The 16,493-nt window shown below is 46.4% G+C and carries 14 protein-coding genes; 4 read left to right on the forward strand and 10 right to left on the reverse strand.

Annotation, left to right across the window (positions count from 1 at the left end; genetic code table 11):
- Positions 1 to 32: 32 nt before the first annotated feature.
- On the reverse strand, positions 33 to 299 hold the full coding sequence (locus DW739_RS13955) for a hypothetical protein (RefSeq protein WP_117796879.1): 267 nt from the start codon (positions 297 to 299) through the stop codon (positions 33 to 35).
- Between the two features lie 210 nt (positions 300 to 509).
- Positions 510 to 2,513: a molecular chaperone HtpG gene (gene htpG / locus DW739_RS13960; protein ID WP_118492490.1), complete on the reverse strand. Its 2,004-nt coding sequence runs from the start codon at positions 2,511 to 2,513 to the stop codon at positions 510 to 512.
- 356 nt (positions 2,514 to 2,869) lie between these two features.
- On the opposite strand from htpG, the gene DW739_RS13965 reads away from it, so the two are divergent.
- Entirely contained in the window at positions 2,870 to 3,364 is a 495-nt protein-coding gene (locus DW739_RS13965; protein WP_107001332.1) for a DUF5721 family protein, read from the forward strand.
- 43 nt (positions 3,365 to 3,407) lie between these two features.
- Here DW739_RS13965 and DW739_RS13970 read toward each other — a convergent pair whose 3' ends face one another.
- A complete protein-coding gene (locus DW739_RS13970; RefSeq protein WP_107001331.1) occupies positions 3,408 to 4,274 on the reverse strand; it encodes a MurR/RpiR family transcriptional regulator in 867 nt (288 codons plus the stop codon).
- 254 nt (positions 4,275 to 4,528) lie between these two features.
- Here DW739_RS13970 and DW739_RS13975 point away from each other — a divergent pair, with 254 nt between their 5' ends.
- The 3 genes from DW739_RS13975 to DW739_RS13985 all read left to right on the forward strand — a co-directional run bounded on the left by DW739_RS13975 (position 4,529) and on the right by DW739_RS13985 (position 8,138).
- Positions 4,529 to 5,371, forward strand: coding sequence for a carbon-nitrogen hydrolase family protein (locus tag DW739_RS13975; RefSeq protein ID WP_233430262.1), 843 nt, complete (start codon positions 4,529 to 4,531; stop codon positions 5,369 to 5,371).
- Positions 5,372 to 6,940, forward strand: a complete 1,569-nt coding sequence (locus DW739_RS13980; RefSeq protein WP_107001330.1) for a BCCT family transporter — start codon at positions 5,372 to 5,374, stop codon at positions 6,938 to 6,940. It abuts the gene before it with no gap.
- A gap of 250 nt (positions 6,941 to 7,190) precedes the next feature.
- Complete coding sequence (locus DW739_RS13985; protein ID WP_118743234.1) at positions 7,191 to 8,138, forward strand: DMT family transporter; 948 nt, start codon at positions 7,191 to 7,193, stop codon at positions 8,136 to 8,138.
- 84 nt (positions 8,139 to 8,222) lie between these two features.
- Here DW739_RS13985 and DW739_RS13990 read toward each other — a convergent pair whose 3' ends face one another.
- The 7 genes from DW739_RS13990 to DW739_RS14020 form a co-directional block, all read right to left on the reverse strand.
- Positions 8,223 to 9,605 carry a sodium/glutamate symporter gene (locus DW739_RS13990; protein ID WP_118468528.1) on the reverse strand — a complete coding sequence of 461 codons (1,383 nt, stop codon included), beginning with the start codon at positions 9,603 to 9,605 and terminating at the stop codon, positions 8,223 to 8,225.
- Positions 9,606 to 9,751: 146 nt separating this feature from the next.
- Entirely contained in the window at positions 9,752 to 10,609 is an 858-nt protein-coding gene (locus DW739_RS13995; RefSeq protein ID WP_107001327.1) for a DUF6282 family protein, read from the reverse strand.
- Positions 10,610 to 10,612: 3 nt separating this feature from the next.
- Positions 10,613 to 11,578 carry an alpha/beta hydrolase gene (locus DW739_RS14000; protein WP_107001326.1) on the reverse strand — a complete coding sequence of 322 codons (966 nt, stop codon included), beginning with the start codon at positions 11,576 to 11,578 and terminating at the stop codon, positions 10,613 to 10,615.
- A 259-nt stretch (positions 11,579 to 11,837) separates the two neighbouring features.
- Complete coding sequence (locus DW739_RS14005) at positions 11,838 to 13,010, reverse strand: M14 family zinc carboxypeptidase (RefSeq protein WP_107001325.1); 1,173 nt, start codon at positions 13,008 to 13,010, stop codon at positions 11,838 to 11,840.
- Positions 13,011 to 13,357: 347 nt separating this feature from the next.
- Positions 13,358 to 14,494: a sodium ion-translocating decarboxylase subunit beta gene (locus DW739_RS14010; protein WP_118522942.1), complete on the reverse strand. Its 1,137-nt coding sequence runs from the start codon at positions 14,492 to 14,494 to the stop codon at positions 13,358 to 13,360.
- A gap of 561 nt (positions 14,495 to 15,055) precedes the next feature.
- Positions 15,056 to 15,445: an Asp23/Gls24 family envelope stress response protein gene (locus DW739_RS14015; protein WP_118468531.1), complete on the reverse strand. Its 390-nt coding sequence runs from the start codon at positions 15,443 to 15,445 to the stop codon at positions 15,056 to 15,058.
- A 307-nt stretch (positions 15,446 to 15,752) separates the two neighbouring features.
- A complete protein-coding gene (locus DW739_RS14020; protein ID WP_107001501.1) occupies positions 15,753 to 16,478 on the reverse strand; it encodes a SpoIIIAH-like family protein in 726 nt (241 codons plus the stop codon).
- Between the last annotated feature and the right edge of the window lie 15 nt (positions 16,479 to 16,493).

The following is a 16,493-nucleotide window of genomic DNA, read 5'->3' on the forward strand; positions in this document are numbered from 1 at the left end:
TTCAGGTCTTTCATTCCCAGAAAATACCTGTTTTATCTTCCGGCGCTTTCTATCACACGGCGCGCCTTTTCCTCCTCTGCTTTCTGCACATAAAACAGATATTCCCGTTCCGATGCCGCATTTTCTCCCGCACTTCCCAGCCTCGCCCGCTGATTGCCGGAAAGCACGCCCGCTTTCAGACGGTTCTGCACCTTGACCTGATACTCAATTCCCGCCTGTTCCAGCTGCTCCCGGATCGCCGCCTGCCGTTTCATATCAAACGTCGCGCCAACCTGTTTCCATCCTCCGATTCCAAACATACACGCACCTCCCCGTCAAATCTGAAAAAACCTTGCTAAGTGCTCCTATTCTATCATAAATACTAAATTCGTGAAATAGTGAATCCCATTTGCTCTCTTACGACAGGTAATAAAAGAGCTGCCACATTTACGTGCAGCAGCTCCGTTATCATATCATATATGATATTTTAACATATTTTCCTATATAAAACAGTCCTAAACCAGACGCCCTTAGTTCAGCATCATACCCATAATCTCATTCGACCGTGCGATAAACTTCGTCATGCGCTCCGGTGTCAGGGAACCGTGGCTGAGCTGTGCCAGGTCGTAGAGCTGTTCGCAGATCTTCGGCGTATTCTCGCCATCCGTGTGCTCTAAGACGTACTGAACGAGCTTGTTGTTCGCGTTGAGTACCAGCACCTGACCGCTGCCGCCGAACATCGACGCGTCCATGCCCATGTTGTACATCTTCATCATATCCTGCATACGGCGTGTTTCCTCCGACAGGGTGATCATCGAAGAAATCTCAGCATCCTTCAGCTTCTCAACCTTTACCTGCAGCTTATCATCGCCCAGTGCTTTCTTGAAGGTCTCTGTCAGCGTCTCTTCCTGTTTCTTGAGCGCTTCCTTGTCCTCTTCCTTCACTTCCTCGCGCAGCGTGTCATTGACATCGGCATCAATACGCAGGAATTTCAGGTTCTCATGCTTCTGCTCTTCCTGGCTGATGAATGGATTATCAATGCTGTGAGACATGATGATCGCATCCTGTCCGTTTGCCTTGAACATGTTGATGTACTGGCTCTGCTCTTTCTCATTTGTTACATAGTAGATCTGGTTCTCATGACCTTCCTCTTTCGCCTTATCCATGCAGTCTTTCAGCGTCAGATATTTTCCGTCCAGGTTCTTGTAGATGATGTAATCATCCATCTTCTCAGCAAATTTCTGATCCTTTAAGCAGCCAAATTTGATAAATGGAGCGATATCGTCCCAATATTTCTCATAGGTCTCACGGTCTGTCTTGCACATACCGGTCAGCTTGTCCGCTACCTTCTTGGTGATGTAATCGGAAATCTTCTTTACAAATCCATCATTCTGCAGCGCACTTCTCGATACATTCAACGGCAGATCCGGACAGTCGATCACACCCTTTAAGAGCATCAGGAACTCCGGAATGACCTCCTTGATATTATCCGCGATAAATACCTGGTTATTGTACAGCTTGATGGTGCCCTCGATGCTCTCATACTCCATGTTGATCTTCGGGAAGTACAGGATTCCTTTCAGGTTGAACGGATAATCCATGTTCAGGTGAATCCAGAACAGCGGTTCCTTGTAATCCATAAATACCTTGCGGTAAAATTCTTTGTACTCTTCCTCGGTGCACTCGTTCGGATGCTTGTTCCACAGCGGGTGAATGTCATTCAGTGCCACCGGACGTTTCAGGATCTTATATTTCTCGGTTCTCGGAGATACCTCCACGGTCTCTTTCGTGCCGTCCTCTTTCTCCTTTTCCTCGGTCTTTGCTTCCTCGACCACCGTCTCAACGATGGTGTCCTTATCGGTCAGCTGATCCTTCTCGATCGTCTCATACTCCGGCTCTGCCGTTGCATTTTTCAGGTAAATCTCAACCGGCATGAAAGAGCAGTACTTCTGGATGACTTCACGTGCGCGATACTCATTGCAGAACTCAGTGCTGTCTTCATTTAAATAAAGGACAATCTTGGTACCATTGCCTTCCTTATCGCCCTTATCCATCGCAAACTCAGTGCCGCCCTCAGACTCCCAGTGAACCGGCTCTGCGTCTTTCTTATAAGAAAGAGTATCGATCGTAACCTTGTCCGCTACCATGAATGCAGAATAGAAACCTAAACCGAAATGACCGATGATCTGGTCTTCGTTTGCTTTGTCCTTATATTTTGCCAGGAAATCCTGTGCACCGGAAAATGCGATCTGGTTAATGTACTCTTCCACTTCCTCGGCAGTCATACCGATACCATTATCCTCGACGGTAATCGTCTTGTCCTCGGAATTGACGGTAACCTGAATCTTATACTCCGTCTCCCCCGGCTCCTCATACTCGCCCATCAGCGCCAGCTTTTTCAGCTTCGTGATCGCGTCGCATCCGTTGGAAATCAGCTCACGATAGAAAATATCATGATCGGAATAAAGCCATTTCTTAATGATCGGGAAAATATTCTCGCTGTTGATTGATAAACTTCCTGTTTTTGCTGCCATATCTATACACTCCTTTTGATTGCAAAATACAGTGGATATCCGCTCCCGGAAATGGAGTCTGGCAGTTTCACTCTGCCGCGTCCAATCCTGCTATCCAGCTACATAAATATACGCTTGTAAAATTCTTTTTTTGTGATTTTCCATCACCGTGACTCTTATTTTAATACCAGCGTTCCAAGATGTCAATAGAAAATTAGCACTCATTTTTGTTGAGTGCTAATAAAATTTTAAAATTCTCCGTCTTGCCAATAAGAAGTCACTTGCGTCCCCCTCCCGCCTGCGATAAAATAGAATCTACGTTATTGTTTCTACATTACACAGAAAATAACGAATTTACCATCTCAGCGAGGACACATATGATTGCCTGCAATATCTGTGATATAAAATTATTTACCAAGAAACTGTTCATCGGAGAGACATTTGACCGCTTTCTGCTCAAGGAAGCGGAGATCGTAACGTTCAACACCTTCTCCATCGACGGACGCGTCCATAAAAGCTTTTATTCCGAAGAAGAGCGTGCCGAGGGGCAGATTGAAGAATATTCAACCTGGAAAACTCTGCGCCCGTTCTGTTTTTCCCTCATAAAAGGAAAAAAGCTTCCGGAGCGCTTCTCCATCATTTTGAAGCTTCCGAAAGCTGCCACCGAACAGTTTCTGACCGCCCGCAAAAGCCAATGGCTCCCGGAGCAGGTCGGCGGACTGTTCTTAAATATTCATTATGAAAACCAGCATTTAAGCTGTGTCACCGGGCTGTCGCTCAACCAATTTACGTTAGACAAGACGCTGGAACGCGAGTGGGACGAGTCGATCCGGACATTTTTGCGAAAAGAAGAGCTGCCGTTTGAGGAATAACGGCAGCCCTGTTTTATCGGAATTTCCAGTTACACATCTTCGATTAATTCTCCCAGAGAATCAGTCCATTGTCATTCAATGCCTGTTCGATCTTTTCAATATTCTTCGTGGATTCCGGTGCGGTCCGTCTTCCCAGTTCACTCATGAGCGCCTCCGTTACCAGCATCAAAGCAGTATCACCGCTCGGATGGTTCACAGAATTCGTATCAATCACTACATCTGCGATCTTTACCAATGGATTTAAGCTTGTATTTGTGATCAGTATCATCGGGATTCCCAGGTTATGTGCTAACTCTGCCACACGAATCGTCTTTTTCGTACATGGCCAGACCGAATACACTAAAAGCACATCCTTCGGCGTCGTATTGATTGCAATCCGGTCATAGACAAACTCTTCCTCCCGGCTGAGCTGGCGGATATGCGGATAAAAGCGCTCTGCCACATATTCAAAATACAGCGCCAGCGCCTTGCTGGAACGCATTCCCAATATATAGAGCTGATCTGATTCCAGCATCAGCTGGATTGCCGCCTCAAACTGGGAAATGTTTGACGGCGTACAGAGATTTTCAAGCACCTGGATTCCGTCCGCGATCGCCATATGGAACGTATCCCGGCTCGCCGTCTCCGAGGTACGGGAAAATTCTTGCCGCAGGCTACGGTACGGCGTTGTATTTTTCAAAAGCGATTCCTGTGCCAATGCTTTCTTAAATGTAGTGTAGCTGTCAAAGCCCAGAAGCTGTACCAGACGCATGACCGTCGTGCTTCCCACACCCGCATTTTCCGCCAGTTCCGCCACCGTCATCACGCCGATCTTTTCATAATTCAGCGCCAGATAATTGCAGAGAATTCTCTGTTTTTTCGGTACGGCGTCCTTGATTTTTATGATCTGTTCCAATACTTCATTGCCCATCGTTTATCCTCATTCATTCCAAGATTCTCACTCGATTTTCGTTTGGTTTTATTATATACTTTCCTTACAAATTCGTCAATTTGACATTTGTTTTTCGTCAAAGCAGACAAATTTCGGAGGATTTCTTTGTAAAAAAGGTAAATTTTATTCTTTATTATTGTATTTTGGTTGATTTATTCCTTTACAAATTCTATAATCATGTCATAAATGTCGTTTATGGAATAAATATTCTATTTTAGGAAGGGGATACTCAAATGCAACAAACTCGATCACCTTACCAAATCGCCATGCTCCAGATGAACTGCGATTTGTTCCATGTTTCTAATAATCTTGACAAAGCAGAGAAACAGATCCGGGAAGCAGCCGCTCACGGGGCAAAATTGATTTGTCTGCCAGAGGTATTTAATGTCGGCTATCTCGGCACCTGCATCCCAGATATGATGAAGCTCGCCGAAATCGAAGATGGACCTTCCTTGACACGGATGCGTAGTCTGGCAAAGGAACTTTCAGTCTTTATTCTGGCTCCGATTCTTTTTTCCACCCCATCTGGAGTCGAAAACTCTGCTTTTTTGATCGATGATACCGGCACGATTCTCGGGCATTATTCAAAAACGCATCCCGTCGGAGACGAACGAACTTATCTGCAGCGCGGCACCCAGTACCCGGTCTTTGAGACAAAACTCGGAAAGATCGGCGTCGTCATCTGCTACGACGTATGCTTTCCAGAAACCGTCCGCCTGCTGACACTGGCCGGTGCCGAACTGGTTTTAGTCCCGGCCGCATGGCGCGCCAGCTACTATTTCAAAGAATGGTGGGATTTAAACCTTGCGTGCCGTGCCCTGGACAATCTTGTATACATAGCCGCAGTCAACCGCTGTGGATTGTCCGGCGATGAGATCTTCGCAGGAAAAAGCCAGCTGGTAAGTCCTATTGGAGAACGGATTGACAGCTGCGGCGTCCAGGAAGAAGCTATTTTATATGGAAGCGTTGATTTAAACCGGATTGCAAAAGAACGTGATTTTAATACCGTTCTGACCGACCGCCACCCGGAGGACTATCGTCCTATCTGGGATACACCCTACAAGGAGGAATCATAAATGACTGATAAAAATGCTAAAAATGAAAACTCAAAAATTCGCATCATGACCTTTTTCCCGCCATTTATTATTCTGGTCGCGTTCCTTGTTTTAAGCCTTGTCGATCAGGAAACTTTTCTGGGAGTCATCAATAATATCAACAACTGGATCATCAAAAATCTCGGCTGGGCTGCCAGCATTCTCGCCCTTGCAATCGTAATCGTCGCCGTTGTTGCCATGTTTTCCAAATTTGGCGATGTACGAATCGGCGGTGAGGACGCCAAACCAGAACTGAGCAATTTTTCCTGGTTTACTATCGCCCTTACAACGACCATGGCAGCCGGTGTCCTCTTCTGGGGACCAGGAGAACCGATCGCACATTACGCGTATCCGCCGACCGAATTATACGGCGTTGAACCTTCTACCAGCGGTTCCCTGAAATTTGCCATGGAAACCATGTTCCTTCACTGGACGATCGTTCCGTATTGTATGTATACGGTTCCGGCTGTTGTATTTGCTTTCATGTATTATAACGCAAAAAAGCCGTATTCCATCGCCAGTGAAGTTTCCCCTCTTCTGGGCGACCGCTGCTACCATCCTCGCTGGATGCAAACCATCGACGCAATCACCTTATTTGCCATCGGCGCCGGTATGGCTGGTTCCGTCGCACAGGCATTCATGAATATTTCCGGCGGTATCTCTAAAATATTCGGTCTTCCGTCTAATGCCCGACTCTGGTTTATGGTTGGCATCGTGGTTGCAGCCGTTACCGTTGCAACTGCTGTTTCCGGTATCCAGAAAGCCATGAAGCACGTTTCCAATATCAATGTATACGGCTTTGCCATTTTCCTGATTTTCCTGCTGGTATTTTCAAATGCCTCCTTCCTGTTCAACCTCTCTACCGAGGCATTGGGTGGTTTCGCAGGTACCTTTATTGAACGTATCTTAATCACCGGTGAATCCGTTGGAACCCAGTGGCCGCAGTGGTGGACCACGTTCTACTGGTTCAGTTGGATGGCATGGGCACCGACCTCCGGAGCTTTCATGGGACAGATCGCTTATGGACGCAAGGTAAAACACGTTCTTGGATTATATGTAGGTCTTTGTGCTTCTGTCAGTGCTATCTGGATGGTTTTAGTCAGCGGTACTTCCCTGTGGGTACAGACCTCCGGACTGTTCGACCTCGTTGCATCTTATGACCGCGGTGTTGAAAATGTTCCTTATGATATGTTAGGCGCACTTCCACTTGGAAATCTGATCATCCCGTTATTCGTGGTTCTGATCTTCCTCAGCACCATTACCGCCTGCAACTCCAACTGCATCGCCATGGCTGGTATCTCTACACAGGGCATCAACCCAGACTCCCCGGACTCCCCGATGTGGTTAAAGCTTGTATGGTGTGTCGTTCCGATGGCAGTCGGCTATATCATGATCGCAACCGTTGGTGTCAATGGTGTCAAGATCATCGCAAACTTCGGCGGAATGTTCGCCGCCCTCATCATGATCGGCGCAACCGCCAGTCTGGGAATTCTGATTAAAAATTATAAGAAATTTGACAAAACAGACGCTGGCAGTTCTGATAAGGCATAGCCTTTCAAATTAAAAACATTCACATAAAATTTAAAAACATAAAAAATAAAGAAACCTCTGCAATTCTTCCTTGATTACAGAGGTTTCTTTAACATATATTTCCTATATTGAACCATTTATCATTATATCATAAGTACTAAATTCAGCTTTCGCCTTTGGCTCGGCTTCATTAAGTGCTTAGATATGACTCGCACTAAGTTCGAAAACACCTCACTAAGTGCTCATATTATATCATATTGAAAGGGATGTCATGAAATTTGCACAAACTAATCCAATCTTGGGAGCTATCCTATACAATTTCTTATTCGGTATCTCTTATTTACCGCTAAAAATCTTAACTGCACGCCTAAATGGAGATACTGCACTACTAATTGCGCTTCGTTTTGCAATCTGTCTTGTGATACTTTACGCCTTAAAACATACCGGACGAATTCATCTGCGTTCTCTTCGTGATATGGGCATATCTATTCTTCCTATCTGTATTTTCCAGCTGCTTAATGGCTTTTTTGAAACCACCGGCATGTGCTTCTATCCTTCTGGGAAAGCAAGTGTGGTTCTGGCATTAATCCCGCTAATTACCACCTTACTTGCCATTCCGTTTTTCCATGAAAAGCCCTCTGCAGGACAATTTTTCTTTATTCTTCTTAGCTTTTTAGGTGTTTTCATTGTTGCCGGAAATTCTGAGGATAAAGCTGCAACCGTATGGGGCTTTTTCCTGTTGTTGATGGCTGCCTTTATGTCCTCCTCCTTAAATCTCTGTATCCGGAAGCTCGGAAAACATCTGACACCTCTGGACATTACCTATGCTATGAGCTTCGCTATGTTCGCCGTTTATGGAAGCATTTCTCTGATAACGCACCTTGTTTCCAACGATCCCATCGAGTTATTTCGTCCGCTCGCGGATCCTGTTATCGTTGGCTGTCTTCTTGCCTTATCCATCGGGTCCTCACTTTATGCTTCAGCACTGCGGAACATAGTTTTTACCCATATGTCCATGGCTACTGCATCCAGCTTCAGCGGCATCTCCACTGTTACAGCTGTATTTACAAGCGTTATTATTCTTAGCGAGCCTTTCGGTTTCCATGAATTTTTCGGTATTGCTCTCGTCCTTCTGGGAATCTGGGGAGTCAATGCACTTCACCATAAAAATGGGAGATTTTCTTTCTCTCATCATTCTCCTCTATTTCACCTACATTAGTCCGAGGCGAACTTTCTATCAATAAAAAATGTGTGGCTGTTCATTTTCATGTCCAACCACACATTTTTCAGAATATACAAAGACTTATTTACTTATGACCTCTGCTTCACCTTCCCGAAGCTCATTCATCTTCTCATTATGTACACCAAAGCATTTTGCACATATCAGGAAGAGCACCACAGCAATTCCCGTTTCAATCACACCAACTGCAATACATCCCATGGAAACCGTCAAAATTGGCGTAAATGCGATGATAAAGACCTCAATCACGGACTGCAGCGTATACGAATATCCATAGTCATTCAATGTGCCGCTCTTTCCTTCCGGATCTACAATTCGAAGAAGCGTAACACCGATTGCCACCACTCCTGTTGTCCATCCAAATACAAAAATTGATCGTTCAAACCAGAAATTGCGGAACAGCTTCTGTCCAACTACAAATACTAAAAACAGGGATGTCAGCATTCCTAATACACATAAAACTAAAATCGGACCTGCAAATTCAAGTACAATGGAAATCGAAATAGATGCCACACCAAAGCCAACCAGATAATCGGTTACCATCGAACCAATCCGTCCTTCCACATGCTCATCAATACTGTCTTTAAAACGAGTATGCCCTATAATCGTGTTAATAATGACACCAAATATCATTGCCAGGCACATAACCGGTAATTCTACATTCGGTAAGAACTGTTTATAAAAATCGTAGAACTTATAACCACACAGTGTTGCAGTCAGCGTGAGTGCAAGATGAAATGCCAACGGATCCATACTCATTGGATTGATGGTTTCTTCTCCCATCGAATTTCTCTTACCTACTGGAACGATTCCTGTGCGGCACTCTTCCGGAAGAGATTCCGCTTTTTCTACCAGACGTGTTCCTCCATGTCTGGTTGCATAGTTAATACAGGCAATTCCTACAAACAAACCAACTAACAGGCCCACGGTTGCAAACGTCTGCCCCAGTACAACGCCATCTTCACGTCCCAGTGAATTGTTAAGTGCCGTTCCAATCGTTGAAGCATAGCCATGTCCACCGCAAAATCCAGATGGCATCAGCAGGGCAATTTCTGTAAATACATTTGGAAACAAAATTTTCATCAGTGCACCGCCTACCAGCAGTGCAATACCAAAACAGAAAAATTCAGCTCCCATATTGACACAAAAGGAATCGCCCACCTTTGTCAGAATCTGTTTTACATTGGTTTTATCTTTTTTCCCCAGGAACAAACCGCCAAATAATACACATACCAGCATATAAGCATAACTTCCTATTTTACCGCTCCACGGAATCACGTTTAAAAACTGCGGTCCCAGGACAAGTCCCATCAGACCTGCCAGAACAGACGCTGGAATATAAAACATCTGCAAAAATTTTATACGGGAACGCAGGAACTGGGCTATAATCAGCAGCAGCGACATAAATGCAAAATCATATAGAAACGACATATTGGTATATTCCATAGATATCCTCCTTCCAGTACACTATATTATCCCTTACCTTCTTAAAAGTACTTCTCGAAAAAAATAAAAAGGTCAAGAATTCTTATAAGTAAACTTATAATTGATTTTTGACCTTTTTATTTTTTCATATTCAATTATCAAATTTACTATAACTCTCCCAGCACCTTCCGGGGCACCGTATGCGTCATCACATAAATCTCATCTTCCGTGATTCTCTCATCCAGCAATGTCTGCATAAACAACTTCATCGCTTCCACCGGGTGTTCTCTTGAAGTCTGCCCCCGATCCGTTACCATAAAACAGTGTTCTGCTCCGACTACCCGGATATGGTCTGCCATCTCCTGCGCCGTGCATTCCTTTTCTGCCACATTATACCAGCATTTTTCAATATAAACGCCCAGAGCTGCCAGCTGTTTCTGCGTTTTTACATCGACACGCGTCCGCGGAAATTCTGGATGTGTCAGAACCATACGGTTTCCCTGCCGGATTCCCTCCTGACACAGGAGAATACCTTCCTCCGGGCTGATGTGCCCGGTCGCGACTGCCGCATCATACTTTCTGGCAATCCTCAAAATCTCCAAAACCTCCGCCCTCAGCTCCCCTGTTTCGGTCAGGATAGAGATTCCAGAGCGGTCAAAGAAATCTCCCGGCATATTCCCGGAACACAAAGAGTTCTTTGCGTCCCGGGTCGGCATCCACACGATACGGCATCCGCGCTTCATCGCATTTTCAACCGCATATGGATTGAGTCCTCCGACTGGCCAGTTTAACACCAGACCGCCATAGGCTTTCGTACACGAAGCACAGTGGATATTAGCCAGAATTGCCCGCGCAATCGTGGACTCATAGTGAGATTTCAGCATAATTCCTGCCATTCCGGCTCTCCCGGCTTCTTCTAACAGCCCGTAATCATCCAAAACTCGATGAAAGGGGGACGGGGCTGCGTGCATATGGAGGTCATACGCTCCCTGCATTAAATATGCAATCTCTTTTTCTCTGTCCATAGATTATTTCTGTAAACCAAACTGGAATGCTTTCAGATTCTCCTTGTAGAATGCTGCCAGCGCGTCAGCCAGTGCCTGGAACTTCGGATCGTCGTCAAACATCCACTCATTGTGCTTGCCATCTACATAGTATAACTGCTTCGGCTCCTGTGCCAGACGGTATGCTTCTTCCGCCTCTACACGCTGATGCAGCTCGTTATAATAGCCATGACCTACAAAGACAGCACGCGGTGCGATTCTCGGAAGCAGGTCTTCTACGTTGAAACGGATGAAGCTCTCGCCGATTGCGGTGCTCATCGGGGTCGGGAACTCCTCGCCATTATCCTTGTTGACAGAATCGCCGATACCGCCGTTGATCTCTTTTAATACATGGTCTGTATAGAAATCGCCGCTCTCTGTGATGTTCGGATAATCGGTGTACGGATGCATCAGAACCGGATCGTTGGTTGTAATTCTCTTGATACGGTCTTCTCTGAGGCGTGCAACGCTCTTTCCAAACTTATCATTTCCCATGCCGTCACGCATCCAGCGCTCGCCATTTACAAAGCTGTTCAGGGTTGCAATCGCTTTTACTTCCTTGTCACGCGCTGCAACGGTTACGCATACAGCACCGCCGACACCCCATCCAAGAAGTCCGCAGCGTTCCGGATCTACTTCCGGCTGAATCTGCATAAAGGTAAATGCGTTTGCCACGTCTTCAACCTCTGTCTCAAGGGTTGTGTACTTCGGCAGGCATGGATGAACATTCTCACTCGGCTTAAATCCTCTGTAATCGAAGCCCATGCATACAAATCCTCTTGCTGTTAAAGCTCTTGCAAACAGTGCCGGATAGCACTTATTAACGCCAGTCCATCCAGAGTTACACAGAACTGCTGGTCTCTTCTCGCCCTCTTTGTAATCATCCGGGAGATAAATATCTCCTACCATCTTTGCGCCTTCGCTGTAGAATACAACTTCTCTTGTTTTCATGTTGAAATCCTCCATTTCATTTAATTTATTCTTTTTTGTCGGTTATGGAATTTTTGTTCCTTTTGTGATTTTATATTAGATCATGTTGCAGAATTTGTCAACCATATTTTTGAAAAAAGAATGTATTTTCCATTTTGTATAGTTTTAGCTTCCTGTTTTTGTTGATCCGTTCCAAATCTTGAAACAAAAAAGGATGTGCGACCACTTCCAACTCCAGTCGCACATCCTTTTTCTATCTAATCTTCATTTTATTCCATCATCAATGTGTCGCCACATAATATCCCAGCGTTGCCGGGACTGCCTTATTCTGGTTCCAGATCGCCGGATATTCCGAGAAAGATACCGGGCAGGTGGAACGTCCTACCTCGATCGTGATACCAGGGATGCCTGCTGCCTGCTGCAGCCAGTCCTTCAAGCCGCCGACGCCCTTGCTTCCAAGAACGGAATAACCATTCAAGGCATGAACAGCGTTTGCCAGCGCCTTGGACTCTGCCGCTTTCTGGTTGTTCTGCGTATCCCAGTAAATCACATTTCCCATCGCATGATAGTTGATAACCGCATTGAATCCCGTTCCCTGAATCAGGTTCGCGATTGCCTGGCTCTCCGGCTCTGACAGTGGGTTGGTTCCCTTATAACCATTTGCAGACGGATGAGTTAAAGACACATTGATTCCCTCCCAGTTTGCTGCAAAGTTATAGTTCAGATCAACACCGCGTGCATTCGCCTTCCAGCGTCTCATATACTCTTCATAGCTGACCGTTGTCCGGCTGGATGCCTTGTCCGCCGCGTACGCCGCCTGCATCGTCTGGCGCAGTTCCTCCGACTGGATACCATTCTCGCCCATCTGGCTGATCGTAACTCCATCCGGATTCAGCATCGGCACAAAATGAAATGCCACCTGTCCCAATATATTAGAAAGCGGCTGCGTCATATAGGTACCATTATTCGTAAATCCAGCTGCCAGATACTCGAGCTGCTGCATCATCAGCGGTACAACGATATACTCTCTGGCATGAATCGCCCCCTGGAACAAAATCTTCTTGGATGCGTTCGGATTGCCGACAATCACATCGTAGATATCACGTCCGTCCGCCGATTTTCCAATCGATTTCACTGTCACTGTTCCCGGATAACGGCTTGCCAGCGCCGAAATATCGTTTACCATCTGGCTATAGGAATACTTGTCCACCGGATTGACAACCGGATTGGATAACGTCTGATTATAATAGGAATTATCCGCCTGCTGTCCCGCATTCGCGTTCGTGGTTCCCGGACCGCCCGGTCCGATCACTGGTGCTGCCGCTGCCGGATCATCCGCCGGTCCTGCATACGCTGTAACTGCCGATAAGCTGCTGCACACAACTGACAGGGATAAACAAGTTGCCAAAGCGCCTTTTCGCAGCAGGCGCTGAATTTTATTTCGTTGACTCATTCTCATGTCTCCTTCTGACCCTTTCAAACTCTTACAAACAATGTTTCTATTATAGATTTACCTCTGTCGAATGTCAACGAACTGCATAAAACTGAAAGAAAAAAGAAAGATACTTTTTCCAATTTATATTTTACTTTAACTTACCTAAAATCAGCACCACTGCCGTAATAATCAGGACAACGACGAAAATTCCCGCCATTCCTTTTCCCATAATTGCCAGCGAAATCAAAAAATTATTCCACATCCGATATTTTCCTCCATCTCAATCAGTGCACTGGCTGTCTCTTGATTTTTCATCATTCAAGTGCAGCCTTCCTTTTCCATTTTATCTGCCCGACAGACCTATATTACAAATACTGGCTTACCAGCTTAATAACCAGTCCGCCCGCGATGACCGAGGCGATCTGCCCCGATACATTGGCGCCGACCGCATGCATCAGGATAATATTTCCCTTTTCCTCCTCCATCGCCAGCTTCTGCACCACGCGTGAGGACATCGGGAATGCGGAAATGCCCGCCGCACCGATCATCGGATTGATTTTCGTCTTCAAAAACAGGTTCATAAATTTAGCAAACAGCACACCGCCGATCGTATCAAAGATAAATGCAATCAGACCGATTCCCATAATCAGAAGTGTGTCAACCCGCACAAACGCATCCGCACGCATACTGAACGAAATCGTGATGCCAAGCAGCAGGGTAATCAGGTTTGCCAGCTCGTTCTGTGCCGTCTGGGAAAGTGCCGGAAGCACGCCGCACTCGCGGATCAGGTTTCCAAACATCAGAAATCCGACCAGCGCCACCGATGCCGGAGAAATCAGTCCGACAATGATAGTAACCACAATCGGAAATGCGATCTTGGTCGTTTTGGACACATTTTTCGGACTGTAGGTCATGTGAATCCGGCGTTCTTTTTTCGTCGTCACCAGACGGATCGCAAATGGCTGGATGATTGGCACCAGCGCCATGTAGGAGTACGCCGCCACCGCGATCGCGCCCACATAGTTGGAATGCATGATCTGGGAAACCAGAATGGAAGTCGGTCCATCCGCCGCACCGATGATTCCAATCGATGCCGCATCCCTGAGTTCGAATCCCATCAGCGATGCCGCACAGATCGCAAAGAAAATGCCAAACTGCGCCGCCGCACCAAATAAAAACATGATCGGCTGTGACAGAAGCGGTCCAAAGTCAATCATTGCCCCGATTCCGATAAAGAGCAGAATCGGAAGCGCCTCCGACGCGCTGATCGTCGTCTCAAACAGCCACTGTATAATACCCTGTGTCTCCCCGATGCCCTCCGTCACCTGGTTAATGACGCCGGATAATGGCAGGTTTACCATGATCGCGCCGAATCCCATCGGCAGAAGCAGCGCCGGTTCGTATTCCTTTTTGACCGCCAGCCAGATCAAAAGCCCGCCGATCAGATACATCACAAACTGCTGCGGCGTGATCGCCATGACGCCTTCCCATAAAAATTCCATGTTGTTCCTCCTGTTAATTTTGTTTTCCTTCATAAATATTCTGTTTCCTGGAGCCCCTTGCCAAGATACACCTGCTCTGGCAGCTGTCTTGCTTCGCGCCAGGTATACATCCATGTGAGTATTTTTGTTTCATAGGACGCAATTTCCTATGAAACATGAAAAGAATGTGCCTTGGCACATTCTCGCGCCGAGCGCGGTCGCTTGCGACATGTTTCTGCTTCGCGCGAGTGCGCATCCTCGCGGAGCGTTTTTTGTTTCATAGGACTCTATTTCCTATGAAACAAAAAAGACTTTCAGCATACGTTTCATCCACATATGCTAAAAGTCTTGTTCCTCACATTTGAATCATACGGCACACGCTTTTTGTTACAAAAGCACACTGCCATCTGACTTACACAAGGCATGTAACCATGAGGTTTACTATCCTCAGGGTTTGTTGGTTACATGGTTATAACTACTCCCTTTTAACGCGATCATCATATCATACGGTTTTTTCCCCGTCAAGGTCAAACTGAGTATTTTGTGTTAAGAAAATGAAAAGCTACGAAAGCACTAAACCTGCTATGCTTCCGCCGGCATATTGACACCCGCGATCTTAATATTAACTTCCAGAACCATCAGACCGGTCATATTTTCAATCGCTGTCTTTACTTTGTCCTGCACCTTTTCACTGACTGCCGGGATGCTGTAGCCATATTTCATATTTAAGGACAGATCCACAACCACGTGATCCTCGGTTACGGTCACTTTCACGCCCTTGCTCAAATTTTTCATGCCGAGCTTTCCGACCAGTTCATTTGTGATATTGCCAGCCATCGAATCGACACCGTCTACCTCGGTCGCTGCCAGACCTGCGATGATCGCCACTACCTCATCGGCAATTTTCACTTCTCCAATGCGGTCCTTTTCATATACGATATGTGTGCTTCTATCTTCTGCTTCTCTCGCCATTCCAAATCCCTCCTGACCACTTCCATGTACGCCCGGAATCTTCTCTTCCCACAAAAAACAGATGCTCGAATACTTCCAGAAATACATTTCAATTAAGTGTTTTTATTATACCAAAAATACAGGAGTTTGCAAAGGCATTTCCGGTTCGAATCTCATCCGAGTTACTGTTCACGCATACGTGCCCAGTAACGGAATTTGCCGTGGCTTCGCAATTTAATACGGCAAATTCCTGCTGCCACCACGTTTTCTTACGGCACTTTCGGTTCCAAAAGTGCCTACCCGTGAACATTAACTCATCCGAACTTCCTCAATCTCCCAGGTTTAAAAGGGAAATCACGATATTTTCCGCCGATATCTCGGTTTTCCGTTTTACAATATCCTCGATCTGCGCGCGCTGCGGATCTGTGATGGACGGCGCGTTGACAACGACATCCACTTTTCCATCCGTGATGCTGACAACCGGATCGGCAAATCCTTTCGCCATCAGAAGCGTTTCCGCTGCATTTTCCTTCTCCGCTATCGCATTGAGTGCCAGCATATCCTGAACGGCTGCCTCTTTTGCCGACGCATCCAGATTTTCATTGTTAATCAGGGCATTCAGCGCTTCGCGGTTCTTGGCGCGGATCTGTTCACGGCTGAGCTGTACATTGGCTATGTACTCTGCCACGCCGGTTCCGCCTGTCAAAACCGCCTCGCCCGGGTTATCGACTGCCGGATTGTCCGCAGATGCCTCCTCTCCGTCCGCCGCCCCCTGCGCTGTGCCCTCCTCACTGCCTGCTGCCAGCGGATCGCCCTCTCCCGGATCGTCAAGACTTGCAATCTCCTCATATTCACCGTCCGCCACGCTTCCGGACACCGCCTGATTTTCCGAATATATATCGCTATCTGAAATCTTGGTCGCCCCCGCTTCATATGTATCCGCCCCCGGCAGATCGGATTTTCCCGCATAGTTGAGATACCCCGCCGCCGCAATCATGATCGCCAGCGTCGTGATGATGATTTGATTTCTCCTGAAAACGCGTTTCATCTTCATTCTCATATTTGCATA

Origin of the sequence: Clostridium sp. AM28-20LB (assembly GCF_003480665.1) — a bacterium.
Classification (GTDB): Bacteria; Bacillota; Clostridia; order Lachnospirales; family Lachnospiraceae; genus Otoolea; species Otoolea fessa.